The organism is Novosphingobium subterraneum (assembly GCF_000807925.1).
Classification (GTDB): domain Bacteria; phylum Pseudomonadota; class Alphaproteobacteria; order Sphingomonadales; family Sphingomonadaceae; genus Novosphingobium; species Novosphingobium subterraneum.
The window spans coordinates 157,414-179,907 of sequence record NZ_JRVC01000005.1 but is presented as its reverse complement, the minus strand read 5'-3'; the positions used below and the strand labels follow the sequence as shown (position 1 = coordinate 179,907).

The window sequence follows — 22,494 nt, the reverse complement described above, 5'->3', positions numbered from 1 at the left end:
CCCCTTGACCGGGCGGGAACCGATGCGCCACTAGCGCACATGGTCCACGAGTCCCAAGACGACGACACCCTGCACCGCCGGGGCCTGATGCTCATCCTGTCCTCGCCCTCCGGCGCCGGCAAGACGACGATCGCGCGCAAGCTTCTCGCCGAAGATGACGAGATCGCGGCATCTGTTTCCGTGACGACGCGGCCGATGCGGCCTGGCGAAGTCGAGGGCAAGGACTACTACTTCGTCGACAAGGCCGAGTTCGACCGCATGGTCGAGGCGAACGAGTTCTATGAATGGGCAGTGGTCTTCGGCAATTGCTATGGCACACCCAAGGCGCACATTCGCGACCGGCTGAAAGCGGGCGGAGATGTCCTGTTCGACATCGACTGGCAGGGCACGCAGCAGCTGTACCAGAAAGCGCAGGCCGACGTGGTGCGCGTGTTCATCCTGCCGCCGAGCCTCGATGAACTGCGCCGCCGCCTGACCGGACGCGGCACCGACAGCGCGGAGGTTATCGCGGCGCGCATGGACCGGGCACAAGCCGAGATCAGCCACTGGGACGGTTACGACTACGTCGTGATCAACGACGAGGTTGAGGGCTGCTTCGAAAAGGTGCGAGAGATCCTTGCTGCCGAGCGCATGAAGCGCACGCGCCAGACCGGGCTGATCGACTTCGTGCGTGGGTTGATGCGGGGGTAGTATCTCATCTGGAAGTGTTGCGTCCCCGCGCAGGCGGGGACCTCAGCGGTTTGACGCCAAAATTCCGTAACAACACTTGCGTCCCCGCCTTCGCGGGGGCGCAAATGTCAGCGCCATCAATGCCCCGATGGATCCACGGCATTCTCAGGAATCCAGCCGTTGACGATACCGCCATCGATCGGCAGCGGCGTGCCGACGACATAGTCGCCCGCGCGGCTGGCGAGGAAGATCGCGCCCCCGGCCATGTCTTCAATCGTGCCGATCCGCCTGGATGGGATGCCCTTGGCAGAGGCTTCGGGATTCTTCGCCGCAGCCTTGTTCATCTCTGATGGGAAAGCTCCTGGACAGATGCAGCTTGCGACGATCTGGTCCCGGATCAGCCGCGCCGCCATCCGCTTGGTCAACTGGATGACGGCAGCCTTTGATGCCTGGTAGCTGTAGGTCTCCCAAGCATTGAGACGCAGGCCATCGACCGAGGCGATATTGATCACCTTGGCGGGCTGTTCCTTGCTGGCGGCGGCCTTGAGCAGTCCGTGCAGCTTCTGAGTGAGGAAGAACGGCGTCTTGACGTTCAGGTCCATGACCTTGTCCCAGCCAACTTCGGGAAAATCCTCGAAGTCTGCGCCCCAGGCAGCGCCCGCGTTGTTCACGAGAATGTCGAGCTTGTTTTCGCGGCCAGCAAGGTCTGCGGCGAGCTGTTCAATGCCGGCGACGTTGGAAATGTCACCGGGCAGTGCGATGCACCGATCGCCAAGGCGGCTGGCGGTTTCCTCGACCACGGCAGCCTTGCGAGCGGTGATGTACACCCGCTCGCAACCTGCGGCGAGGAAGCCTTCGGCGATCATCTCGCCAATCCCGCGCGAACCACCAGTCACGACCGCAATGCGGCCTTCAAGGCTGAAAAGCTTGCTGAAATCCATGTTGTCGTTCCCCTGCGCGCCCGTTTCCCGGGTCGTGTCCCCCTCCCCTGCCGAGGAGGGGGCGATTGCATCAATAGCCGCTAAGCTGAGCCACGCGCTCGGCATGGTAATACTGGTCGCCCATGAACTCGGCGAGCGAACGGTCGCGCTTCATGTAGAGGCCGATGTCGTATTCGTCGGTCATGCCGACGCCGCCATGCATCTGAACGCCTTCGCGAACCGAGAGGTTGCAGGCCTTGGCCGCCTTGGCCTTGGCAACCGAAACCATGAGGTCGGCCTTCTCCGAATTGCCGTCGAGCAGTTGCTGCGCCTTGATCACGGCGGCTTCGGCGATTTCCAGCTCGGAATAGAGGTGCGCGGCGCGGTGCTGAAGCGCCTGGAATTCTCCGATCAGCTGGCCGAACTGCTTGCGCGTCTTGAGGTAGGTGGTGGTGATGTCGAATGCCCCCTGCCCGACACCGGTCAGTTCGGCAGCAGCGCCGATGCGGCCTGCACGGAGAACCTTGTTCAGCAGCTCGCGACCGCCATCGACTTCTCCGATAACGCAATCGCCGTCGAGTTCGACACTGTCGAAGGTGACGTTGCTGGCCATCGCGCTGTCGACGAGGCGCAGGTTCTCGTGGGACACGCCCGATGCGTCCTTGGGTACGGCGAACAGCGTGATGCCGTCGTTGTCGGTATCGCTGCCCGACGTGCGCGCAGCGACGATGATCGCGTCAGCCGAGGCTCCATGCACGACGAAGGCCTTGCTGCCCTGAAGGCGGAAGCCGTTACCAGCCTTTTCGGCCTTGCAGGCGATGCGTTCGGGGCGATGTTTCGGACCTTCGTCGACCGCTACGGCCAATACACTGTCGCCGGCCATTACCCCTGGGAGCCAGCGGCCGCGCAGCTCGTCCGATCCGCCGGCAAGCGCCGTCACGCCCATGACCGAGGTGGTCAGGAATGGCGAAGGGGTAAGGTTGCGACCGATTTCGCGCAGGACGATGCCTGCCTCGACGTGGCCCATCGCCAGACCGCCATCAGCCTCGGCAGCAAGCATGCCGGTGAGGCCCATCTCGGCGAACTGCTTCCACAGGGCATGGCCGAAGCCATCCTGGCAGTTCATGTCGCGATAGTGGCGCAGCTGCTTCTTGATGCCGCCTTCATCGGCCATGAAGCCGGTGACGCTTTCGGCCAGCATGGCCTGATCTTCGGTGTGGAAAAGGGGCATCGATCAGGCTCCCGGCAGTTCGAGGATGCGTTTTGCAACGACGTTGAGCATGACTTCGCTGGTGCCGCCCTCGATCGAGTTGGCCTTGGTGCGCAGCCACGAACGCGACGGGGAGCCGCCATTGGTGCGCTCGCTCTCCCATTCGAGTGCCGTCGCTCCGCCTGCCGACATCAGCAGTTCGTGACGGCGCTTGTTCAGTTCAGTGCCGGCATACTTCATCATGTTGGGCTGCGCGGGATGGGCACGGCCGACCTTGGCCTCATCCAGGAACTTCTCGCCCATGCAGGCATAGGCCAAGGCATCGACATCGAACATGGCGAGGTCGGCGCGCAGGATCGGGTCTTCGAGACCGTTACGGGCAACGATCGCGCCGATGGCGTTGAGGCGATCGCCGCCGCCCGCACCCGAGATCATCTCGCGCTCATGCCCGAGCAAGTACTTGGCGACGTCCCAGCCGCGATTCAGTTCTCCGACGATCTGGTTCTTCGGCACCACGACGTTGTCGAAGAAGGTTTCGCAAAACGGCGAATTGCCGCTGATCAGCTTGATCGGCTTGGTCGTCACGCCCGGGGTGGTCATGTCGAACAGCAGGAAGCTGATGCCCTGGTACTTGTTGGCCTTGTCGGTGCGGACAAGGCAGAAGATCCAGTCAGCCTTATCAGCATAAGAGGTCCAGATCTTCTGGCCGTTGACGACCCAGTGATCGCCCTTGTCCTCGCCGAAAGTCTGCAAGCTGACGAGGTCCGAGCCCGAGCCGGGTTCCGAATAGCCCTGGCACCAGCGGATTTCGCCGCGGGCGATCTGGTTGAGGTAGTGAACCTTCTGCTCCTCCGTGCCGAACTTCAGCAGTGCGGGGCCGAGCATCCAGATGCCGAAGCTGGACAGCGGCGGACGGGCGCCGATGCGGGCGCATTCCTCGCGCCAGATCTTCGCCTCGGCCGGAGACATGCCGGCGCCACCATAGGGCTTGGGCCAATCGGGCACGGTGTATCCCTTGGCTGCGCAGCGCTCCATCCAGGTCTTCTGCGCCTCGTTCTTGAACTTGAAGTTGCGTCCGCCCCAGCAGACGTCGCCTTCGTCGCGGACGGGCTCGCGCATTTCGGCAGGGCAGTTCTCTTCAAGCCATGCGCGGATTTCCGCGCGGAAAGCATCAAGGTCTGACATGGTTATGCTCCTCTCTTAATCGGAAGGTTAAGGCGAGTCGCGATGGTCTGGCAAGGGCGGATTTGCGGCGCCTTTCCTGCGCTTTGGGGCAAGTGCCGCTTGCCGTAGCGTAAACCCCATCGCCATTGACGGACGGTCTTTCGCGCCTAAGCTGACGTAAACGTAAAACGACATAAGAACGCTGGAGAGAGGGATGCGATTCAACGGCAAGACGGTCGTCGTGACCGGCGCAGCTTCGGGAATCGGGAGGGCGAGCGCGATCGCTTTTGCGGCCGAGGGGGCAACGGTCTACGCTGCCGACATCGACGAGGCCGGCCTTCTGGCGACGGCGAGCGCATCCAACGGCAAGGTCGTCACTGCCCGCTGCGATGTCACGCGTTGCGAGGACATCAAGGCCCTGATGGACCGCGCCGCGGCAGAGACCGGCGGCATCGACTCGGTCTTCAACAATGCAGGCGCTGGCGGCGACAGAGCCCCGATCGACGAGATCGAGCCCGAAGGCTGGGACCGGACTATGGACCTGCTGCTGCGTTCGGTCGCGTTCGGCATCCGCTACGCCGTCCCCCACATGATCGGGCGCAAGGGCGCATCGTTCGTCAATACTTCAAGCGTTGCCGCAGTCGGACCGGGCTATTCGCCCACTGCCTATGCGGTCGCCAAGGCTGGCGTCCTGCACCTGACCAAAGTCGCCGCGGCCGACCTTGCCAAGCACCAGATCCGGGTCAACGCGGTCCAGCCGGGCTTCATCAACACCAACATCTTCACCGCTTCGCTGGATATGCCCGCCGAACTGGAGGCGCAGGCCAAGGGCGCGATTGCCGCAATGTCGCAGCAGGCGCAGCCGGTGGCGCGCGGCGGACAGCCTGACGACATTGCGCAAGCCGTGCTGTTCCTCGCCAGCGAGGCGGCGGGCTTTGTCACGGGTACATCGCTCATCGTCGATGGCGGGATCACCATCGGGCCGCGTCATAGCTGGGACCCGAACATGCCGGGTCTGTTCGACGCGCTGCAGCAGATGGTCGACAGCGGAAAGGCTGCATGATCCCGATCGAAGGCCGCGTGCCGACCCGGCTCGCCCTGGCGAACGGGTTGGGCAGTGTCGCCTATGGCGTAAAGGACAATGGCTTCGCCACGTTCCTGCTGCTGTTCTACAATCAGGTCCTTGGCATGGACGCGCGGCTGGTCAGCCTGGCCCTCCTGATCGCGCTGGTCTTCGACGGGTTGATCGACCCGATAGTGGGGCATTTCAGCGACCGCACCAGAACCGCCTGGGGCAGGCGATTGCCCTACCTGTATATCGCGCCAATCCCTCTCGGGCTTGCCTGGATATTCCTGTGGTCTCCGATCGGAGAGCCGAGCTTTGCCGTGTTGCTGGCATCAGCCATCATCGTGCGCGCATTGGTGGCGATGTGCGAAGTTCCGTCTGCAGCCTTGGTTGCCGAGATCAGCCGCGACTACGACGAGAGGACGCGCCTGACACGCTTCCGCTTCCTGTTCTCATGGGGGGGCGGGCTGCTGATGCTTTTGCTCGCCTATGGCGTGTTCCTGCCCGACGCGATGCTGGCACGCGAAGGTTATCGCAACTTCGGCCTGTTCGGCGCAGCGCTGATGGTGACCTGCGTGCTGGTTTCGGCATTCGGGCAACATCGGGCAGTTGCCGGCTGGCCACCGGAACGGGGGGCGACAGGGAAGAGCGCCCTCGCTTCTCTGGGCGAAATTCGCGAGAGCTTCTCACATCCTGCCTGCCTCATCGTGATGGCAGGCATTGCAGCGGCGCTGACCGCGCAGGGCATCACGTTTGCCTTGTCGAACTACCTTTACCTCTACGTCTGGAAATTCACGCCAACCGCCTTGCAGGCCTTCCCATTCCTGCTCTTCGCCAGCGTCGTGGGAGCATCGCTGCTCGTCGGACGCGCTCAACTGCGCTGGGGCAAGGCGGGGACAGTCATGCGGATGGCGCCGCTGGGCATGGTCTTCTGGGCAGGCCCGCTACTGTTGCGCTGGCTGGGTCTGTGGGCAGCAGACGGTTCTACCTTGTCGCTGGGGGGAATGTTTGCATGCACTCTGCTTTCGAACACCTTCACCGTCACCGGCACCATGACCTTGTGGTCCATGGTTGCGGATGTTGTGGAGGCGTCCGAGGAACAGACCGGGCGAAGGTCGGAAGGGACACTGTCGGCAGGCGCATTCCTTGCCTCGAAGTGTGCAGGCGGGCTTGGCGTGTTCTGTACCGGGCTGCTACTGAGCTTTGCGGGACTGGAACCCAACACCGCCCCCGATGCCGTCGCGCCGGAAGTGACATATCGCCTCAGTCTTGCCTATTGCGCCAGCATTGCCGTGCTGGCGGGAATGACCGCATTCGTGGTCCGGCGATTTCCGATTGACCGGGCGACGCACCAGGCTCGACTTGAACGGCTCAATCAGGTGGCAAGGGCCGATCCCGATGCCGCGGGATTGCATCCCTGACGCCGCAATGATCCCAATCAACGACAGAACTTAATCGGTCACTTAATTTCCGCTTGAATTCGCGCATGGCCCGATGGACATTGCCGGGCAACCAAGGAGAGGCTCATGGATTTCGAACCGACCGACCGCCAGAAGTATTGGCGTGACCGCGTCCGCCAGTTCATCGAGGACAACGTCCGCCCGCGCTACAAGGACTACAAGGCCGAACAGGCGACGGGTGACCGGTGGAAGGTTTTGCAGACGGTCGAGCAGGAGAAGGCCAAGGCCAAGGCTGCCGGAATCTGGAACCTGTTCATGCCGCCGCGCAACGGCGGTCACCATCATGTCGAGGAAAGCTTCGAATTCGAAGGTCCGGGCCTGACCAACCTTGAATATGCACTTTGCGCCGAGGAAATGGGCCGCATCGGCTGGGCCAGCGAGGTGTTCAACTGCTCCGCACCTGATACCGGGAACATGGAAGTGTTCCATCGCTACGGCACTCTCGAGCAGAAGGAGCAGTGGCTGCGCCCATTGATGAACGGCGAGATTCGCTCCGCCTTCCTGATGACCGAACCGGCCGTCGCCTCGTCGGACGCGACCAACATCGAAACCTCGATCCGCCGCGAGGGCGACGAGTACGTGATAAACGGGCGCAAGTGGTGGTCGTCGGGCGTGGGCGATCCGCGTTGCAAGATCGCCATCGTCATGGGAAAGACCGACTTCGAGGCCAAGCGTCACCAGCAGCAGTCGATGATCCTGATGCCGCTCGACGCGCCGGGCGTGGAGATCGTCCGTCACCTGCCCGTCTTCGGCTATGACGACGCGCCGCACGGCCACATGGAAGTGGTGATGAACAACGTGCGCGTGCCCGCATCCAACATCCTGCTCGGCGAAGGTCGCGGCTTCGAGATTGCGCAGGGACGCCTCGGGCCGGGCCGCATCCATCACTGCATGCGCACGATCGGCGTGGCCGAGGAGGCGATTGCCAAGATGGCCAAGCGCCTGCAATCGCGCGTGGCCTTCGGCAAGCGCGTGGCTGATCAATCGATCTGGGAATGGCGCATCGCGCAGGCCCGCATCGACATCGAAATGACCCGCCTGCTCTGTCTCAAGGCGGCGGACATGATGGACAAGGTCGGCAACAAGTCGGCTGCGCTGGAAATTGCGATGATCAAGGTCCAGGCGCCGAACATGGCCTTGCGGATCATCGACGATGCGATCCAGGCCCATGGCGGCGGCGGCGTTTCGGAAGACTTCGGTCTTGCCGAAGCCTATGCCCACCAGCGGACGCTGCGACTGGCCGATGGACCAGACGAAGTTCACGCCCGCGCCATCGCCCGCATCGAATTTGCCCGTCATTCGGAATTGCCCTCGGGCGACCGTGGCTTCAGTTCGGGCGATCTGGGCGTGGCTCGGTAAGGAGAGAGAAGATGAAAGCCGCCGTACTCGTCGAACCGGGCAAACCGCTCGAAATCCAGGACCTGACCGTTTCAAAGCCGGGTCCGCACGAAGTTCTGATCCGTACGGCCGCTTGCGGGCTGTGTCATTCGGACCTGCACTTCATCGAGGGCGCCTATCCGCATCCGCTCCCGGCCGTGCCAGGACATGAAGCAGCCGGGATCGTCGAGGCCGTGGGTTCGGAAGTGCGGACCGTGAAGGTGGGTGACGCGGTCGTCACCTGCCTGTCGGCCTTCTGCGGGCACTGCGAGTTCTGCGTCACCGGACGCATGTCGCTGTGCCTCGGTGCCGACACCCGGCGCGGGGTTGGCGCGCCCCCGCGCCTCACCCGCACCGACGATGGCAGCACCGTGAACCAGATGCTGAACCTTTCGGCCTTTGCCGAGCAGATGCTGGTGCATGAACATGCCTGCGTCGCGATCACGCCGGACATGCCGCTCGACCGCGCCGCCGTAATCGGATGTGCGGTGACGACCGGTGCCGGCGCCGTGTTCAACGCCGCCAAGCTGACGCCGGGCGAAACGATCTGCGTCGTCGGCTGCGGCGGAGTGGGACTGGCCACCGTCAATGCCGCAAAGATTGCAGGGGCCGGACGAATCATCGCTGTCGACCCCATGCCCGAGAAGCGCGAACTGGCGCTGAAGCTCGGCGCGACCGATGCGATCGACGCAGGGCCGGATGCAGCCAGGGAAATCGTCGAGATGACCAAGGGCGGCGTCCACCATGCCATCGAGGCAGTGGGCAGGCCGGCTTCCGGCGACCTGGCAGTTGCTTCGCTGCGGCGCGGCGGGACGGCCACTATCCTCGGCATGATGCCGCTTAATCACAAGGTCGGCCTGTCGGCGATGGACCTGCTGTCGGACAAGAAGCTGCAAGGCGCCATCATGGGCGGCAATCACTTCCCCGTGGATCTGCCGCGTCTGGTTGACTTCTACATGCGCGGGCTTCTCGATCTCGACACCATCATTGCCGAACGAATTCCGTTGGAGGGCATCAACGTAGGGTTCGAGAAGATGAAGCAGGGCAATTCTGCCCGCTCGGTCATCGTGTTCGGCCAATGAGCGAGGCGGTGATGGACGCACAGGCAGCGTTTACGGGAACGGTCGTTCCCGAAGGCGCGGACAAGCTGGATGAGGCAAGCCTGACCCGCTGGTTCGAGGAAAACGTGGCGGGCTTTCAGGGCCCGCTTACGGTCTCGAAATTCAAGGGCGGGCAATCGAACCCGACCTACAAGATCGACAGCCCTTCAGGGCCCTACGTGCTGCGGCGAAAGCCCTTCGGCAAACTGCTGCCATCGGCCCATGCGGTGGACCGCGAATACAAGGTTCAGGCGGGGCTATCAGGAACAGGCTTCCCGGTTGCTCGCCAGTATGGGCTGTGCACGGACGACAGCGTCATCGGGTCGTGGTTCTATGTCATGGGCTGTGTCGACGGGCGGACGATCTGGGACGGCGCAATGCCGGGCGCCACACCGGAATTCCGGCGTGCGACCTACGACGCCATGGTCGATACGCTTGCCGCATTGCATTCGGTTGATATCGAGCAGGCCGGGCTTTCCGACTTCGGCAAGCCTGGCAATTACTTCGGCCGGCAAGTCGATCGCTGGACCAAGCAGTATCGCCTTTCGGAAACCGAGACGATGCCCGAGATGGAGCGGCTTATCGAATGGCTGCCCGCAACCCTCCCCGAGCAGACGCGGACCAGCGTGGTGCATGGCGATTATCGCATCGACAACATGATCTTCCATCCCACGCAAGCCAAGGTCGTTGCGGTGCTCGATTGGGAACTGTCCACGCTGGGCGATCCGCTTGCCGACTTCACCTATTTCTGCACGGCATGGGTGCAGGACAATGGCGGACGTTCGGGCGTGCAGGACCTGGACCGCAAGGCGCTGGGCATTCCGGAACTTGAAGAAGTGGTTGCACGATACTGCGAAAAGACCGGACGTGACGGATTGCCGGGGCTTGACTGGTACATTGCCTACAACTTCTTCAGGCTGGCAGGCATCATCCAGGGGATCAAGAAGCGCGTGATCGACGGGACAGCCTCAAGCGCTCACGCCAAGGCGATGTCGGAAAGAGTCCGACCGCTGGCAGAGCTGGCGTTGAGTTTTGCGGTGAAGGCCGGGGCCTGATACCGCGCCACCCATGGCAGAGCACAAGCGTCTCAAGGTCTACTTCGACGGCGGCTGCCGGCCCAACCCGGGTCCCATCGAGGTTGCGGCTGTAATGCGTGGGATGGCCCAAGTGCGCACCGATCTTGGCAACGGCACCAATGGCGATGCCGAATGGCTGGCCCTGATCCATGCGCTTGAAGTGGCACAGGCCAGTGGCGCCGCCGCATTCGATCTGTTGGGAGACAGCCGTTCGGTGATCGCACAGGCCAATGGCCGCGCGAAAGCGGCTTCGCCAAGTGACCGGGTGCATCTGGAGCGCTTCCGGAAGCTGGCTGGAGCGAATCCGCCCACGCGTGTTCGATGGGTTAAGCGCGAGCAGAACCTTGCGGGCATATTCTTGAACGCCAGACACCCGCGCTAGGCAAAGAAATAGCCCCGGAGGCAGAACCCCCGGGGCCATGATTTTGCAGTCTGGGAAGGACGTCAGGCAGCTTCGGCCTTTGCCCCTTCCCGCTCGGCATTCAGTGCCTCGGCCAGCAGGAATGCCAGTTCGATCGACTGCGCTGCATTGAGACGCGGATCACAATGGGTGTGATAGCGATCGGCCAGCCCTTCCTGGGTGATCGCGACGGCACCACCGGTGCACTCGGTCACATCCTGGCCGGTCATCTCGATGTGAATCCCGCCAGCGTGGGTGCCTTCGGCGCGGTGGACCGCGAAGAAGCCCTTCACCTCGGTCAGGATACGGTCGAACGGCCGCGTCTTGTAGCCGTTGTCGGCCTTGATGACATTGCCGTGCATCGGATCGCACGACCACACCACGGGATGGCCTTCGCGCTTCACGGCGCGAACCAGCGGAGCCAGCCCTGCCTCGACCTTGTCGTGGCCGAAGCGGCTGATCAGCGTCATGCGGCCGGCCTCGCGCGAGGGATTCAGCGTATCGAGCATGCGCAGCAGCGCATCGACGCTGAGCGAAGGACCGCACTTCATCCCGATCGGGTTGTTGACGCCGCGCAGGTATTCGACGTGGGCCGAACCTTCGAAGCGGGTACGATCACCGATCCACAGCATGTGGGCGCTGGTGTCGTACCATTCGCCGGTCAGCGAATCCTGCCGGGTCATCGCTTCCTCGTAGGCCAGAAGCAGCGCTTCGTGGCTGGTGTAGAAGCTGGTGCCCTGAAGCTGCGGCACGGTACGCGGATCGACGCCGCAGGCTTCCATGAAGTCGAGCGCTTCACCGATCTTGTCGGCGGTTTCACGGAACTTCGTGGCCCACGGGCTCTTGCCGATGTGGTCCAGCGTCCACTGGTGGACCTGGCGCAAGTTGGCGTAGCCGCCGCCCGCGAAGGCGCGCAGCAGGTTCAGTGTCGCCGCTGCCTGGCTGTAGGCCCGCAGCATGCGCTCAGGGTCCGGAATGCGCGATTCCGCAGTGAAATCAATGCCATTGATATTGTCACCGAGGTAGCTCGGCAGTTCAACGTCACCGATTTTCTCAACCGGGGAGGAACGCGGCTTGGCAAATTGCCCGGCCATGCGGCCCACCTTTACCACCGGTTGCTTGCTGGCAAAGGTCAGCACGACCGCCATCTGCAGCAGCACGCGGAACGTGTCGCGAATGTTGTTCGGATGGAATTCGGCAAAGCTCTCGGCACAGTCTCCGCCCTGCAGCAGGAAACCCTTGCCTGCGGCCACCTGCGCGAGGTCGGCCTTCAGAGCGCGCGCCTCACCTGCAAAGACCAGCGGCGGAAAGCTCGTCAGGGTCTTCTCGACCTCGTTCAGCTTTTCGGCATCGGGATAGACCGGCAGATGCCGCCCTTCAAACCCGCGCCACGAATCCGCAGTCCAGTTCTGTGCCACTTTCCATTCCTTTCAAGAGGCGCGCCCATACGCCGCCTGCGCAGGAAAAGCAAAGGAAGGCTTGCTGTCACAGCAATCGATCATCGCGATCACGCCCAAGGCCACCGATAGGGAATTTTCCTTAGTCACCTCATCAGGATGTCTTGGTGGACGAGCGGTTAACCGTGCAGATCCCACCAAAGGTCGTTCGTTTTCCCATGCTTGCCCTTCGCCGCTTCCTGACTTTACTGGCCCGAAGCCGCGGTGGAAACATCCTGCCTCTATCGGCGATGGCAATCTTCGCCGTGGCCGCGCTGATTGGCGGCGCCATCGACATAAGCCGCGCCTGGCGCACCCAGACGAGGCTGCAGGCGGCATGCGACGCAGGTGTTCTGGCAGGCCGTCGAGCCGTAACCACAAACGGCTTCGATGCCGCGGCAAAGACGCAGGCGGACAATTACTTCTTCGCAAACTTCGACGAGACTCACCAAGGTTCGCGAGACACGACTTTCGAGCCGACCTCGGCGGACAAAGGCGGCACGATCGATGCCGTGGCCACAACCATGCTTCCGCCCCTGATGATGCAGATCTTCGGCTTCCAGGGTTTTGATCTGAGCGTCAGATGCACGGCCTCGATGGGCGTGGGCAACAGCGACATCATGATGGTCCTCGATACCACTGGCTCCATGGCCTCACTGCTGGCGGGAAGTACGCAGACACGCATCGAGGCACTGCGCGCTGCCATGAAGAACTTCCACAGCACTGTCGAGAACGCCTTGTCGGGCACAAACGCACGTGTGCGATACGGATTCGTGCCGTACAGTTCGTCAGTCAACGTTGGCAGGCTTCTACACGACCTGGGTCCGTCGTATCTGGTTGACAGTTGGACAATCCAGTCTCGTCATGCGGTTTACCGAACCGTTCAGACCTTGAGTGGCTACGGCACGCCGAGAAGCGGGACACCGACGACCACAACTACAACGCCAACCTACTCCCTCTGGGCCAACTACGGCTCCAACATCTACCTGACGTCGACATCATGTAACAACGCAAAGCCAGCCGATACGGCCTGGGCCAATTCAGGGAGTGCCACCTCCACCTCGACGACGACAACGAACTCGTCCGGTCAACGGGTTGTGACGACCGTCGTGACCCAGCCGCAGACGGCGACTTTCTATCAGTGCGCCTGGCTGATCCTGAACTACAGGATCCAGTCGCGAACCGGCTCGCGCAACTCCGTGACGACGACGACCACGACGGCCGATCCGATCTATACAAGCTCGCAAGTCTTCGATCGTTGGGAGTATCGCCCAGTGACCTTTGACACGAGCCGGTTCAAGAATTTCGAAGCGGTCTCGACACCAACCGGCGAAAACGGCGCGTCTGTTTCTTCAACTTGGAAAGGGTGCGTCGAGGAGCGTGCAACCGTATCCGAGCCGAGCTTCACGTGGTCATCGCTGGGGGGCTTCAACCCGGCCGGCGCCTTGGACCTCGAAATCGATTCCGCCCCTGACAGTTCTGCTTCGACCAAATGGGCGCCCATGTGGCCCGACGTCGCCTACATACGGACGGTCACCTACAATGGCACTGTGTACATGAACAGTGCAGTACCGTCATCGCAGGGACAGCAGGCGGCATCCTTCTGCCCGACTGGCGCGCGCTTGCTGGCCACGATGAACAAGACCGCGTTCGACGCGTTCGCGGATTCACTCGTTCCCGAAGGCGCGACCTACCATGACATCGGGATGGTATGGGGAGCGCGGCTGGCATCGCCAGACGGCTTATGGTCGAGCACTGTTCGCCAAGCGCCCACGAACGGCGGCGAGGTTTCGCGCCATCTGATCTTCATGACCGATGGCGAAATGGCACCCAGCTACTCCATCCAATCAGCCTGGGGCATTGAGTACCATGATCGCCGTGTCACCGATGATGGTGTAAACGAAGACGCTGCGCGCCATAACTCACGGTTCCTTGCCCTGTGCGAAGCCGTGAAGGCCAAAGGCATCCGCATATGGGTCATCGCGTTTGCACAGGCCATGACGCCCGAACTCCAGACATGCGCCTCCAGCGCGAGTGCCTTCACGGCAGCCAACGCAAACCAGTTGGATGCGGCATTCCAGTCGATCGCAAAACAGGTCGGCGAACTGCGAGTGGTGCAATGACCGAAATGCGGCTCAGGACTGATGACGAAGGTGCAACAGTCGTCGAATTCGCGATTGTCGTGCCCCTGTTCCTGTTGCTGCTGATCGGCATCATGGACATCGGGCAGATGGTTTATGGCAAATCGGTCCTGACCGGCGCTGTACACCGCGCAGCGCGCGATTCTTCATTGGAAACGCGCAACACCAGCGAAGCCGACGCCTCGGTACTCGACGCCATCCGTCCGGTGCTTCCTGGCGTAACCATCAAGACGAGCCGGACCAGCTATTACGACTTTGCCGACGTCGGCAGGGCCGAGAAATGGAACGACAAGAACGCCAATGCCGTGTGCGATGCCGGCGAGACCTTTACCGACGAAAACCGAAATGGCCAATGGGACCAGGACGTTGGGCAAAAGGACAGCGCCGGTACCGCCAATGACGTCGTCGTCTACAAGGTGACAGCAACCTTCAAACCCGTGTTCCAGGTGCCCTTCCTGCCCAAAATGTGGTCGGAACGAACGCTCACGGCTACCGCAGTGACCAAGAACCAGCCGTTCGGCAACCAGACGGGCTATGGCGCCACGGCCGGGAGCTGCCCATGAAGCTACTGCAAAGTCTGTTCAGCCGACAGGACGGGGTATCGACCATCGAGTTTGCTCTGGTTGTGCCTGTATTCATGATCCTGGGCATGTATGGGGCCGAAATCGCATGGCTCAACGCCGCTTCAATGGAAGCGAGCCAGGTTGCTCTGGCGCTTGCTGACAATGCTTCCCGTCTTGGCCAAACCGACAATAGCGGCGTGACCCCCACGATTACCAGCAACGACGTACACTCGGTCCTGACAGGCGCATTGGAGGAAGGCTCGAATATCGATCTGGCCGAGAATGGCCGGGTCATCCTGTCCAGCCTTGAAGTCCATCCACTGACTGGCAAGCACTATGTTCATTGGCAGAAGTGCATGGGCAAGGGCCGCCAGACCTCTGCGCATGGCAAGCCAGATCTCACAGGCAGCGCATTGTCCTCGATAGCTTCGGGCATTTCGCTCGGCGGTAGAAAGATCACGTCATCCAGCAAGGGCGCGGTCATGGTCGCCGAAGTCTGGTACGAGTACAAAGGCCTGTTCGGAACGATGTTCGTCAAGCCGATCACGATACACGAACAGGCAGCCATCATCGTCCGTGACGACCGTAATGTCGGCCCTGGCCTGAGCGGTACGAACGACAAGATCGAATGCTGACACAGGCCTGAGGACATTTCGGTCAGCGTTTTTCCGGGACAACCTCCAGGCGCCAGCTCTTGTCCGCTCGCAGGTATTTCTGCGCCAGAGCCTGCATGCGCTCGGGCGTTGTCTGGCTGTAATCGTTGAGGATCGTGCGGATCGCAGCAATCTTGCGCGGATCGTATGCAGCTCCTTCCAGCTGGTACATGTAGAAGCCATTTCCAGTGCTGGCCCGCGTGATCAGTTGCTTGAGCGGTTCAGTCACCCGGCTGATCTCGTCTGCTGAAGGCGGCGTAGCAGCAAGTTCAGCTGCGATCTTGTCAACGGCAGCAAAGAAAGTGTCGAAATCTCCCGGCCGCAATTGGACCATCGCTGAGAGGTACCCGCCCGATGGCAGATCCAGGGGCCAGCTTGAACCGACTTGTGGTGCATAGCTCGCTCCCACCTTTTCGCGCATCGCATCGAACAGGCGATTGTTGAAGATCTGCGCCAGGATTTCGAGCTGGCGGCTTTCACGCACACCGGCCTGGCCGCCCCCGGTTGGCCATGCCACCACGGCTGCGGCCTGCGAGGGATCGCCGCGATGGGTCAGAACCAGCGGTTCGGCGTTGTGTGCCGGGATGTTCGGGGCAAGTGTCGGCGCCGCTGTCGGAGTGCGGACCGGCAAGGCGCCGAAAGTCTTTTCCAGAGCAGCCAATGCCTGTTCGCGCGTGAAATCGCCAAACATGTCGATCTCGATCGGTCCTTCCGAAAGCAGCGGCTCCCATGTCTTGCGGAAGCCCTCCGGAGTTACCTTCTCCAGCTCGGCCGGGTTTGGCGTCGCATAGCGCGGGTCTCCATCGCGCAACAGCCAGTTGAGATCGCGATTGAGTACCGCATTGGGAGCCGAATTGTAGCTTTCGTACTGGAGCTTTGCCGCGGCCTTGGCACGCAACACCGGATTGGCATCCCAACGCGGCATGCCCAGCTTGGCAGCCATGAGATAGAGCTGGTCGGCAAGGTCCGCCGGGCGCGTATCGGCCGAAAGCACGAATGCCGTGTCGTCTATGTCGAAATCGAGGCTCAACTTGCGGCCTGTCGCCAGACGGTCCAGATCATCCCGCCCGAGTGCGCCGATGCCGCTGTCCATCAGCGCCACCTCGCCGATCGGGCCATAAACCGCATCTTGGGGCTGGATCGCCGAGTACCCGCCGCCAAACCTGGCCTTGATGATGATGCGGCCTGGCTCGGCGTCATTGGGCCACAGCAGAACGCGAACACCGTTGGAGAGTTCGACCTGCTCGATGCCTAGCAACCCGATCGGTCGCGCGCTGGCGACAGTGCCAGGTGTGCCAACGGGTGGAAGGTCCGAAAACTTGAGGGCGTTTGCCGCCACGCGGCTTTCCGATGCCGCCTTGACAGGCGCAGTCAATGCCGCGCGCAAGGAGGCTTCGTCAGCTTCGCCAGCCTTTGGCGTGATCATCATCGGGCGTACCACGGTGCCCCTGAACAAGGCACGGGTATGTTCAAGCACGGCTTGCGGCTTGAACAAGGGTATGGAACGCCTGAATATGTCGTAGACGGTGTCGGGGTTGGCTACGGTCTCGCGGATATCGACGGCGTTGACGATATCGTCAGCCGCCTTGGACCCGGCAATGGTGGACTGCGTTTCGACCGAGACCTTGAAGGCGACTTCAAATTCGGCAACTTCGCGGTCGATCTCTGCCTGAGAGGGCGGCGTGGCCAAAGCATCGGCAATGACCGAGCGCACGTCTGTTACCGCACTTTTCCAGTCCTCGCTCAATGGCGTGACCGTCACGATCGTGGCGTCTGCGGATCGCGAAAGCTCCTGCTTCATCTCGTCCACGGACGCCACCAGATAGCTCCCGCCGCCCCGCGCCCTGGCCTCAAGCCTGCGATTGATCAAAGCCAGCGCGAGCCGATCAATCATCAGGCCCTGGTTGTAGACAATGGTATCGTTGACCTTTGTCCATGGACGCAGGATCGCCCAGTTTACCAGTCGTGGCAGGTCCGGCTCGACCAGCACTTTCGCTTCGCCGACCGGGTTCTTGGGATCGATGCCGGCGGGCGCAATCGGCTTGCCGAAATCAGGCTGCAACGGCTTCTTGCCGGCCACCTGCCACCCGCCGAACCATTGTTCGATCCGCGCGACCAGTGCTGCCGGGTCAGCATCGCCGGCCACCACGATCACGGTATTGTCGGGGCGATACCACTTGTCATGGAAGGCCTTTACCGCAGCAGCGTCGGCCGCTTCGAGAGTTTCCACCGTGCCGATAGGGCTGCGCGATGCCAGGAGCTGCCCCTTGAAGAACAGCCCCCGCGTGGCGTCCAGCACCCGCGATTGCGCGCTGGTGCGTTCGCGCATTTCGGCAAGAACGATCGGAACCTCGGTCTTGACGCCACGATCGGTGAAGATCGGCGCAGTGATCATCCCCGACAGCAGCTTGAACGTCTCGTCCAGCTTGGGTGCAGTCGCATTGGGAATGTCGAGCTTGTAAACCGTCTGCGTGGGACTGGTCTCGGCGTTGGTATCGCTTCCGAAGGTGGCACCCAGCCGCTGCCACGTTGGGATCGTCTCGCCTTCCTTTAGATACTTCGATTCACGGAAGGTCAGGTGTTCGATGAGGTGCGCATAGCCCCGCTGCGGCTCGGTCTCGTACATCGAACCCGCATCCACCAGTACGCGGATCGATACCTGCTCGGGCGGAACGCCGCTGTGGCGAACCGCATAACGGATGCCGTTCGGCAGGATGCCAAAGGTCCAGGCCTTGTCCTGCGGAACGTCCGAACCCTTGTAGAGCCACGGAACGTTGGACTTCGTCGCCGCGCTCGGGGCTTTTGCAGGAGCTTCGGCAACCACGGGAGCCGCCGAAACCAGCAGGAGGGAAAGAAACAGGCCGAAGCGCCGGGCGCGCGTGTTACGGGATCGCATCAGCCGACTATAGGAAGCCTTCTCATGAAGGACCAGTGAATAGACCCGTTACTTTCAGGGCGTTGTCGTGGCCGGCTGCGCAGGTTGGGTTGCAGATTGGGCAGCACGCATGGCTTCGACTTCTGCAACGGTCTTGAAGTCGACCAGTTCGACCTGGAACACGAGATCCGCATTTGCACCGATCGGGCCTGAGCCTTCAGCGCCATAACCAAGCGCCGAGGGCACGCAGAGACGCATCAGGCTGCCCTTGGACAGAAGCTGCAGGCCTTCAGAGAAGCCCGGAATGACGCCATCCACGGGAAATGCCGCCTGCATGCCCTGGTCGAACACCTCCCCATTGGCGGCAAGATAGCCGACGTAATTGACCAGCACGTAATCACTCTTGGTCGGCTTTGCGCCTTCGGCTGGCTTCAGGAGCATCGTGCCGAGCCCACTAGCAGTCTTGGCAGAGCAGAGGCGCTGTGCGGGCGCGACCACCGGATTCAGCGGCATCGGGATGGCGACAGCCGATGGGGCGACCGGCTTTGGCGCAGGTGCGGCGGCATTCAAGGCCGAAGCACCGAAGGTGCAGGCAAGAACGGCAGGGGCGAGGCGGACGAGCGCAAGGGGGAGCTTGATCATCTCGCTGCATTAGCGAGCCTTGCGAGGTTCCGCCATGAGACCTTGCGCTGAAACTGCGCAAAACCCGGCCTGTCGGGCCCTTGACCACGCGAAGGACTGGCCTACATGCGAATCATGTTCATCGAGACAGAAACCACGCCCAACCCCGCCACGCTCAAGTTCCTGCCCGGCGAGCAGGTCATGGCAAGCGGAACGCGCGAGTTCACTTCGCCTGAAGCTGCTGAGGCATCGCCCCTCGCGCAGGCGCTGTTCGATCTTGGTGACGTGACCGGCGTGCTGTTCGGGCGCGATTTCGTTTCGGTCACCGCCGCACCCGGCGTAGAATGGGCCGGCCTGAAACCGCAGGTTCTGGCGATCCTGCTCGATCATTTCGTCAGCCAGGCTCCGCTGTTCCTGGGGGGCACTGCCGCCGGCATCGCGGTTCCTGCCGAAGCTGATGAAAGCTTCGCCGACGACCCGGCCGACGCCGACATCATCGACCAGATCAAGGATCTGATCGAAACGCGCGTGCGGCCTGCGGTGGCCAATGACGGCGGAGATATCATCTACAAGGGCTTCCGCGAGGGCGTGGTCTACCTCCAGATGCAGGGCGCCTGCTCGGGCTGCCCGTCGTCGACAGCTACGCTGAAGAACGGGATCGAGAGCCTGCTCAAGCACTACGTGCCCGAAGTTACTGAAGTTCGAGCAGCCTGATCTGACGGCGATGCGCAAACTCGTGATAGACTGCGCGACAGAAGCTTGTTCAGTCGCGCTGATCGAGGATGGCGTACTTGTGGCTGGTGAATACGCGCTGCTTGGTCGCGGTCATGCTGAACGTCTGGTCCCCATGATTGCTGCCCTTCCCGACAAGGGCATGGCGGATGTGATCGCGATAGACGTCGGCCCCGGAAGCTTCACAGGCATTCGCGTCGGCCTTGCTGCAGCACGAGCCCTTGCACTGGCATGGAATGCGCGATTGCAGGGGTATGAAAGCCTCGCGCTGGTTGCAGCGATGGCCCTTTCGGAACGGCCAGGCTCGGCTGTCGACGTCTGCATGACTGGCGGTCACGGCGAGTGGTTTTTCCAACCCTTCGACTCTGACGCAACACCGCTCGCTCCCCTTGCATCGCTCACGCCTGCCCAGGCCAAGTCGAGAAGCACGGCTCTGTTGCTGGCAGGCAGCCAGGCTGCAGCACTCGCCGCCGACCGCACTCATGCGGTTGCGATCAGCTTGCATCCCGATGCTCGCTGCGCTGGCCTTTTGGACGAGCGGGCGTTCCATAGAGATCCCAGGCCAAGCTACGGTCGCGCGCCCGATGCCCGCCTTCCTTCGGCAGCATGACCGAAGGGATAGGCTGACCGATGACTCCGCCACCCGATGATATCGACCGGATCATGGCCGTCATGGACCAGGCATTCGCCGCGGAGTACGGTGAGGCCTGGAACCGCAAGCAGGTAAGCGACGCGCTACTGGTCGGCAATTGTCGCTACGGCCTCATTGCACCAGATGGTAGCCAAGACTTGGAATCCGGCGATGAAACTGCCGGTTTTTTCCTGAGTCGTGCGATCATCGACGAGGAAGAACTTCTCCTTTTCGCAATTTCTCCGAAGTACCGGCGAAAAGGATTGGGGCACGCACTTTTAGGTCGCTTTATCCTGTCCGCAAAGCAGAACGGGATGCGCCGCGTTTTCCTCGAGATGCGCGATAACAATCCCGCTGGCTTTCTTTATGCCGCGCACGGATTCCGCCAAATTGGATTAAGACCGGCTTATTATCGCACCCCCAGCGGGGCCAGAATTGATGCGATAAGCCAGGAACTTGCACTCGGCAATTGAAACAATACTTAGGATTAACCTAAGTAGCATTGACAGCGTCGTCGATCTGTCGTGAAACCGGTTGTATCCTTGTGGGATGCGACTATAAATGTGATCTGGATCACCAAACCAAGTCGCGAGTCCAGATGCCTCCGCGCAGGACAAACATAGAAAGCCGGTTTTGCCATGAGTGAAATTCAGAACGACATGCGGGAGACGCTGATCACCCTCACTTCGGACATCGTTGCCGCGCATGTGAGCAACAACAGCGTCTCGGTGAACGATCTCCCGGCATTGATTTCAAACGTGTATTCTGCGCTGGCCGGGCTGGAAAAGCCGGTAGTTGCCGAAGAGCCCGCTCCGGAACCTGCCGTTTCGATCCGCGCTTCGGTGAAGAACGATCACATCGTCTGCCTGGAAGATGGCAAGAAGCTGAAGATGCTCAAGCGCCACCTCGCAACGCGCTACAACATGACGCCGGAACAGTATCGCGCCCGCTGGAATCTTCCTGCCGACTATCCGATGGTCGCGCCGGCCTACGCCGAAAAGCGCCGTGAACTTGCCAAGAAGATCGGCCTCGGCCGCAAGCCGGCGCCCAAGCGCGGCCGCAAGACCGCTGCCTGATCCGCGGGCAGATTGGTGGCAATGACTGTGCGCAATACGATTGCGTACAGTTGAAGATTTGGCCCGCCGGTCTATAGATCGGCGGGCCGATCCTTTCATGACGAGTACCCAGTGCATCAGCCGATCGACATCGAAGCTCTCTGCGCCGAACGCGGCCTGCGCATTACCGACCAGCGCAGGACAATCGCGCGCGTCCTTTCGGAGAGCGACGACCATCCGGACGTCGAGAAGCTGCACGAACGCGCCTCGGCCATCGACTCGCGCATTTCGATCGCGACGGTTTACCGCACCGTGCGCCTGTTCGAAGAAGCCGGCATTCTCGACCGGCATGACTTCGGTGATGGCCGCGCCCGTTACGAAGCGACGCCTGAGGCGCATCACGATCACCTGATCGACGTCGAGACCGGGAAGGTCATCGAATTCGTCGATCCCGAACTAGAACAACTCCAGCGCCAGATCGCGGAAAAACTTGGCTACCGACTGGTCGATCATCGCATGGAGCTTTACGGCGTGAAGCTTGAACGCGACGGCTGACGCTATCCCTCGTCAGGCAATTTCGCTTGTCGGACGCCTGCGCATCGCAGTGCGGCTCGCAGCGATGCTGGTTCTGTTGCTCGTATGCGTACCGCTTTATTACGTCTGGCGAATCCTGCGGCTGCACAATCCCTGGCCACGGGTGTTCCTTGGCGGCATCGCCCGCATCGCCGGCACGCGTGTCGCGATCTCGGGGGAGCCTTCGCGCAAGGGCGCGTTTCTCCTCTCCAATCATGTCAGCTGGCTCGACATCCCGGTCATCTCAGGCGCGAGCGGTAGCGCCTTCGTTGCCCACTCAGGGCTTGCCGATGTCGGTCTGCTCAAATGGCTGTGCGAAATGAACGACACGGTGTTCGTCGCCCGTCATGACCGGCGCTCGGTCCATACCCAGGTCGAACAGGTGCGTGCAGCTCTCACCGACACTGGTGCGCTCACCGTGTTTCCGGAAGGCACCACGAGCAACGGCGTCAGCCTGCTGCCATTCAAGTCGTCACTATTGTCCGCGCTGGATCCGCCCCCGCCCGGCATTGCGATACAGCCGGTGTGGCTCGACTACGGGCCGGACGTTGCGGCGATAGCATGGGTGGGGGAGGAACATGGGCTGGACAATTTCCTCAAGATCCTCGCCCGGAGTAAGCCGATCCCGGTGACAGTGCATTTCCTCGCGCCACTCGGACCTGAGGAGACAGCGAACCGCAAGGTAATGGCTACAGCGGCACGCGAACGCATCCTCGCAGCGATGAACGGCGCGCGTTAGACAAACCCTGCCAAATCCACTATCGGCGCGGCC

General features: G+C 61.9%; 22 protein-coding genes. 16 read left to right on the top strand and 6 right to left on the bottom strand.

Annotation, left to right across the window (positions count from 1 at the left end):
- Positions 1 to 39: 39 nt before the first annotated feature.
- Complete coding sequence (gene gmk, locus NJ75_RS06885) at positions 40 to 690, top strand: guanylate kinase (protein WP_039332785.1); 651 nt, start codon at positions 40 to 42, stop codon at positions 688 to 690.
- Between the two features lie 116 nt (positions 691 to 806).
- Here the strand turns inward: gmk and NJ75_RS06880 are convergent, their stop codons facing one another.
- The 3 genes from NJ75_RS06880 to NJ75_RS06870 all read right to left on the bottom strand — a co-directional run bounded on the left by NJ75_RS06880 (position 807) and on the right by NJ75_RS06870 (position 3,984).
- The gene (locus NJ75_RS06880) at positions 807 to 1,610 is read right to left on the bottom strand and encodes an SDR family oxidoreductase (protein ID WP_039332784.1); all 804 of its coding nucleotides are present in this window, start codon (positions 1,608 to 1,610) and stop codon (positions 807 to 809) included.
- A gap of 70 nt (positions 1,611 to 1,680) precedes the next feature.
- A complete protein-coding gene (locus NJ75_RS06875) occupies positions 1,681 to 2,820 on the bottom strand; it encodes an acyl-CoA dehydrogenase family protein (RefSeq protein ID WP_039332782.1) in 1,140 nt (379 codons plus the stop codon).
- A 3-nt stretch (positions 2,821 to 2,823) separates the two neighbouring features.
- Positions 2,824 to 3,984 (bottom strand): acyl-CoA dehydrogenase family protein, encoded by a 1,161-nt coding sequence (locus tag NJ75_RS06870; protein WP_039332780.1) that lies wholly within the window; start codon positions 3,982 to 3,984, stop codon positions 2,824 to 2,826.
- A gap of 193 nt (positions 3,985 to 4,177) precedes the next feature.
- Between NJ75_RS06870 and NJ75_RS06865 the strand changes: the two genes are divergently transcribed.
- The 6 genes from NJ75_RS06865 to NJ75_RS06840 all read left to right on the top strand — a co-directional run bounded on the left by NJ75_RS06865 (position 4,178) and on the right by NJ75_RS06840 (position 10,424).
- Positions 4,178 to 5,026, top strand: a complete 849-nt coding sequence (locus NJ75_RS06865; protein ID WP_039332778.1) for an SDR family NAD(P)-dependent oxidoreductase — start codon at positions 4,178 to 4,180, stop codon at positions 5,024 to 5,026.
- Positions 5,023 to 6,450 (top strand): MFS transporter, encoded by a 1,428-nt coding sequence (locus NJ75_RS06860; protein WP_039332776.1) that lies wholly within the window; start codon positions 5,023 to 5,025, stop codon positions 6,448 to 6,450. The genes NJ75_RS06865 and NJ75_RS06860 overlap by 4 nt, the downstream gene beginning before the upstream one ends.
- A gap of 105 nt (positions 6,451 to 6,555) precedes the next feature.
- The gene (locus tag NJ75_RS06855) at positions 6,556 to 7,848 is read left to right on the top strand and encodes an acyl-CoA dehydrogenase family protein (protein ID WP_039332774.1); all 1,293 of its coding nucleotides are present in this window, start codon (positions 6,556 to 6,558) and stop codon (positions 7,846 to 7,848) included.
- Positions 7,849 to 7,859: 11 nt separating this feature from the next.
- Positions 7,860 to 8,948, top strand: coding sequence for a Zn-dependent alcohol dehydrogenase (locus tag NJ75_RS06850; protein WP_039332772.1), 1,089 nt, complete (start codon positions 7,860 to 7,862; stop codon positions 8,946 to 8,948).
- Positions 8,945 to 10,021: a phosphotransferase family protein gene (locus NJ75_RS06845; RefSeq protein ID WP_174544595.1), complete on the top strand. Its 1,077-nt coding sequence runs from the start codon at positions 8,945 to 8,947 to the stop codon at positions 10,019 to 10,021. The genes NJ75_RS06850 and NJ75_RS06845 overlap by 4 nt, the downstream gene beginning before the upstream one ends.
- A 13-nt stretch (positions 10,022 to 10,034) precedes the next feature.
- Complete coding sequence (locus NJ75_RS06840; protein WP_039332771.1) at positions 10,035 to 10,424, top strand: ribonuclease HI; 390 nt, start codon at positions 10,035 to 10,037, stop codon at positions 10,422 to 10,424.
- A gap of 62 nt (positions 10,425 to 10,486) precedes the next feature.
- Here NJ75_RS06840 and NJ75_RS06835 read toward each other — a convergent pair whose 3' ends face one another.
- Positions 10,487 to 11,860 carry a class II 3-deoxy-7-phosphoheptulonate synthase gene (locus NJ75_RS06835; RefSeq protein WP_039332769.1) on the bottom strand — a complete coding sequence of 458 codons (1,374 nt, stop codon included), beginning with the start codon at positions 11,858 to 11,860 and terminating at the stop codon, positions 10,487 to 10,489.
- A gap of 146 nt (positions 11,861 to 12,006) precedes the next feature.
- Here NJ75_RS06835 and NJ75_RS06830 point away from each other — a divergent pair, with 146 nt between their 5' ends.
- The 3 genes from NJ75_RS06830 to NJ75_RS06820 are packed head-to-tail and all read left to right on the top strand — an operon-like array spanning position 12,007 to position 15,217.
- A complete protein-coding gene (locus tag NJ75_RS06830; protein WP_236727083.1) occupies positions 12,007 to 14,001 on the top strand; it encodes a TadE/TadG family type IV pilus assembly protein in 1,995 nt (664 codons plus the stop codon).
- Positions 13,998 to 14,582 carry a TadE/TadG family type IV pilus assembly protein gene (locus NJ75_RS06825; RefSeq protein ID WP_039332766.1) on the top strand — a complete coding sequence of 195 codons (585 nt, stop codon included), beginning with the start codon at positions 13,998 to 14,000 and terminating at the stop codon, positions 14,580 to 14,582. Before NJ75_RS06830 ends, NJ75_RS06825 begins: the two co-directional genes overlap by 4 nt.
- Complete coding sequence (locus tag NJ75_RS06820; protein ID WP_052242140.1) at positions 14,579 to 15,217, top strand: TadE/TadG family type IV pilus assembly protein; 639 nt, start codon at positions 14,579 to 14,581, stop codon at positions 15,215 to 15,217. Before NJ75_RS06825 ends, NJ75_RS06820 begins: the two co-directional genes overlap by 4 nt.
- A gap of 22 nt (positions 15,218 to 15,239) precedes the next feature.
- Here NJ75_RS06820 and NJ75_RS06815 read toward each other — a convergent pair whose 3' ends face one another.
- Both NJ75_RS06815 and NJ75_RS06810 read right to left on the bottom strand, forming a co-directional pair.
- The gene (locus tag NJ75_RS06815; RefSeq protein ID WP_039332765.1) at positions 15,240 to 18,131 is read right to left on the bottom strand and encodes a M16 family metallopeptidase; all 2,892 of its coding nucleotides are present in this window, start codon (positions 18,129 to 18,131) and stop codon (positions 15,240 to 15,242) included.
- Positions 18,132 to 18,185: 54 nt separating this feature from the next.
- A complete protein-coding gene (locus NJ75_RS06810; RefSeq protein ID WP_039332764.1) occupies positions 18,186 to 18,752 on the bottom strand; it encodes an FKBP-type peptidyl-prolyl cis-trans isomerase in 567 nt (188 codons plus the stop codon).
- Positions 18,753 to 18,866: 114 nt separating this feature from the next.
- Between NJ75_RS06810 and NJ75_RS06805 the strand changes: the two genes are divergently transcribed.
- The 6 genes from NJ75_RS06805 to NJ75_RS06780 all read left to right on the top strand — a co-directional run bounded on the left by NJ75_RS06805 (position 18,867) and on the right by NJ75_RS06780 (position 22,461).
- Entirely contained in the window at positions 18,867 to 19,445 is a 579-nt protein-coding gene (locus NJ75_RS06805; RefSeq protein WP_039332925.1) for a NifU family protein, read from the top strand.
- A gap of 10 nt (positions 19,446 to 19,455) precedes the next feature.
- Positions 19,456 to 20,073 (top strand): tRNA (adenosine(37)-N6)-threonylcarbamoyltransferase complex dimerization subunit type 1 TsaB, encoded by a 618-nt coding sequence (gene tsaB, locus NJ75_RS06800; RefSeq protein ID WP_039332763.1) that lies wholly within the window; start codon positions 19,456 to 19,458, stop codon positions 20,071 to 20,073.
- 20 nt (positions 20,074 to 20,093) lie between these two features.
- Positions 20,094 to 20,567 carry a GNAT family N-acetyltransferase gene (locus tag NJ75_RS06795; RefSeq protein ID WP_039332762.1) on the top strand — a complete coding sequence of 158 codons (474 nt, stop codon included), beginning with the start codon at positions 20,094 to 20,096 and terminating at the stop codon, positions 20,565 to 20,567.
- A 165-nt stretch (positions 20,568 to 20,732) separates the two neighbouring features.
- On the top strand, positions 20,733 to 21,170 hold the full coding sequence (locus NJ75_RS06790; RefSeq protein WP_039332761.1) for a Ros/MucR family transcriptional regulator: 438 nt from the start codon (positions 20,733 to 20,735) through the stop codon (positions 21,168 to 21,170).
- A 111-nt stretch (positions 21,171 to 21,281) separates the two neighbouring features.
- Complete coding sequence (locus NJ75_RS06785; protein WP_039332758.1) at positions 21,282 to 21,704, top strand: Fur family transcriptional regulator; 423 nt, start codon at positions 21,282 to 21,284, stop codon at positions 21,702 to 21,704.
- A complete protein-coding gene (locus tag NJ75_RS06780) occupies positions 21,688 to 22,461 on the top strand; it encodes a lysophospholipid acyltransferase family protein (RefSeq protein ID WP_052242139.1) in 774 nt (257 codons plus the stop codon). The genes NJ75_RS06785 and NJ75_RS06780 overlap by 17 nt, the downstream gene beginning before the upstream one ends.
- Positions 22,462 to 22,494: the final 33 nt, after the last annotated feature.

What these genes read in the sequence shown, in the direction of transcription:
- NJ75_RS06875 (WP_039332782.1), bottom strand. Translation starts at nt 2,820, where the DNA reads ATGCCCCTTTTCCACACCGAAGATCAGGCCATGCTGGCCGAAAGCGTC.
- tsaB (WP_039332763.1), top strand. Translation starts at nt 19,456, where the DNA reads ATGCGCAAACTCGTGATAGACTGCGCGACAGAAGCTTGTTCAGTCGCG.
- NJ75_RS06880 (WP_039332784.1), bottom strand. Translation starts at nt 1,610, where the DNA reads ATGGATTTCAGCAAGCTTTTCAGCCTTGAAGGCCGCATTGCGGTCGTG.
- NJ75_RS06810 (WP_039332764.1), bottom strand. Translation starts at nt 18,752, where the DNA reads ATGATCAAGCTCCCCCTTGCGCTCGTCCGCCTCGCCCCTGCCGTTCTT.
- gmk (WP_039332785.1), top strand. Translation starts at nt 40, where the DNA reads ATGGTCCACGAGTCCCAAGACGACGACACCCTGCACCGCCGGGGCCTG.
- NJ75_RS06795 (WP_039332762.1), top strand. Translation starts at nt 20,094, where the DNA reads ATGACTCCGCCACCCGATGATATCGACCGGATCATGGCCGTCATGGAC.
- NJ75_RS06825 (WP_039332766.1), top strand. Translation starts at nt 13,998, where the DNA reads ATGACCGAAATGCGGCTCAGGACTGATGACGAAGGTGCAACAGTCGTC.
- NJ75_RS06860 (WP_039332776.1), top strand. Translation starts at nt 5,023, where the DNA reads ATGATCCCGATCGAAGGCCGCGTGCCGACCCGGCTCGCCCTGGCGAAC.
- NJ75_RS06840 (WP_039332771.1), top strand. Translation starts at nt 10,035, where the DNA reads ATGGCAGAGCACAAGCGTCTCAAGGTCTACTTCGACGGCGGCTGCCGG.
- NJ75_RS06845 (WP_174544595.1), top strand. Translation starts at nt 8,945, where the DNA reads ATGAGCGAGGCGGTGATGGACGCACAGGCAGCGTTTACGGGAACGGTC.
- NJ75_RS06870 (WP_039332780.1), bottom strand. Translation starts at nt 3,984, where the DNA reads ATGTCAGACCTTGATGCTTTCCGCGCGGAAATCCGCGCATGGCTTGAA.
- NJ75_RS06850 (WP_039332772.1), top strand. Translation starts at nt 7,860, where the DNA reads ATGAAAGCCGCCGTACTCGTCGAACCGGGCAAACCGCTCGAAATCCAG.
- NJ75_RS06815 (WP_039332765.1), bottom strand. Translation starts at nt 18,131, where the DNA reads ATGCGATCCCGTAACACGCGCGCCCGGCGCTTCGGCCTGTTTCTTTCC.
- NJ75_RS06820 (WP_052242140.1), top strand. Translation starts at nt 14,579, where the DNA reads ATGAAGCTACTGCAAAGTCTGTTCAGCCGACAGGACGGGGTATCGACC.
- NJ75_RS06790 (WP_039332761.1), top strand. Translation starts at nt 20,733, where the DNA reads ATGAGTGAAATTCAGAACGACATGCGGGAGACGCTGATCACCCTCACT.
- NJ75_RS06855 (WP_039332774.1), top strand. Translation starts at nt 6,556, where the DNA reads ATGGATTTCGAACCGACCGACCGCCAGAAGTATTGGCGTGACCGCGTC.
- NJ75_RS06865 (WP_039332778.1), top strand. Translation starts at nt 4,178, where the DNA reads ATGCGATTCAACGGCAAGACGGTCGTCGTGACCGGCGCAGCTTCGGGA.
- NJ75_RS06805 (WP_039332925.1), top strand. Translation starts at nt 18,867, where the DNA reads ATGTTCATCGAGACAGAAACCACGCCCAACCCCGCCACGCTCAAGTTC.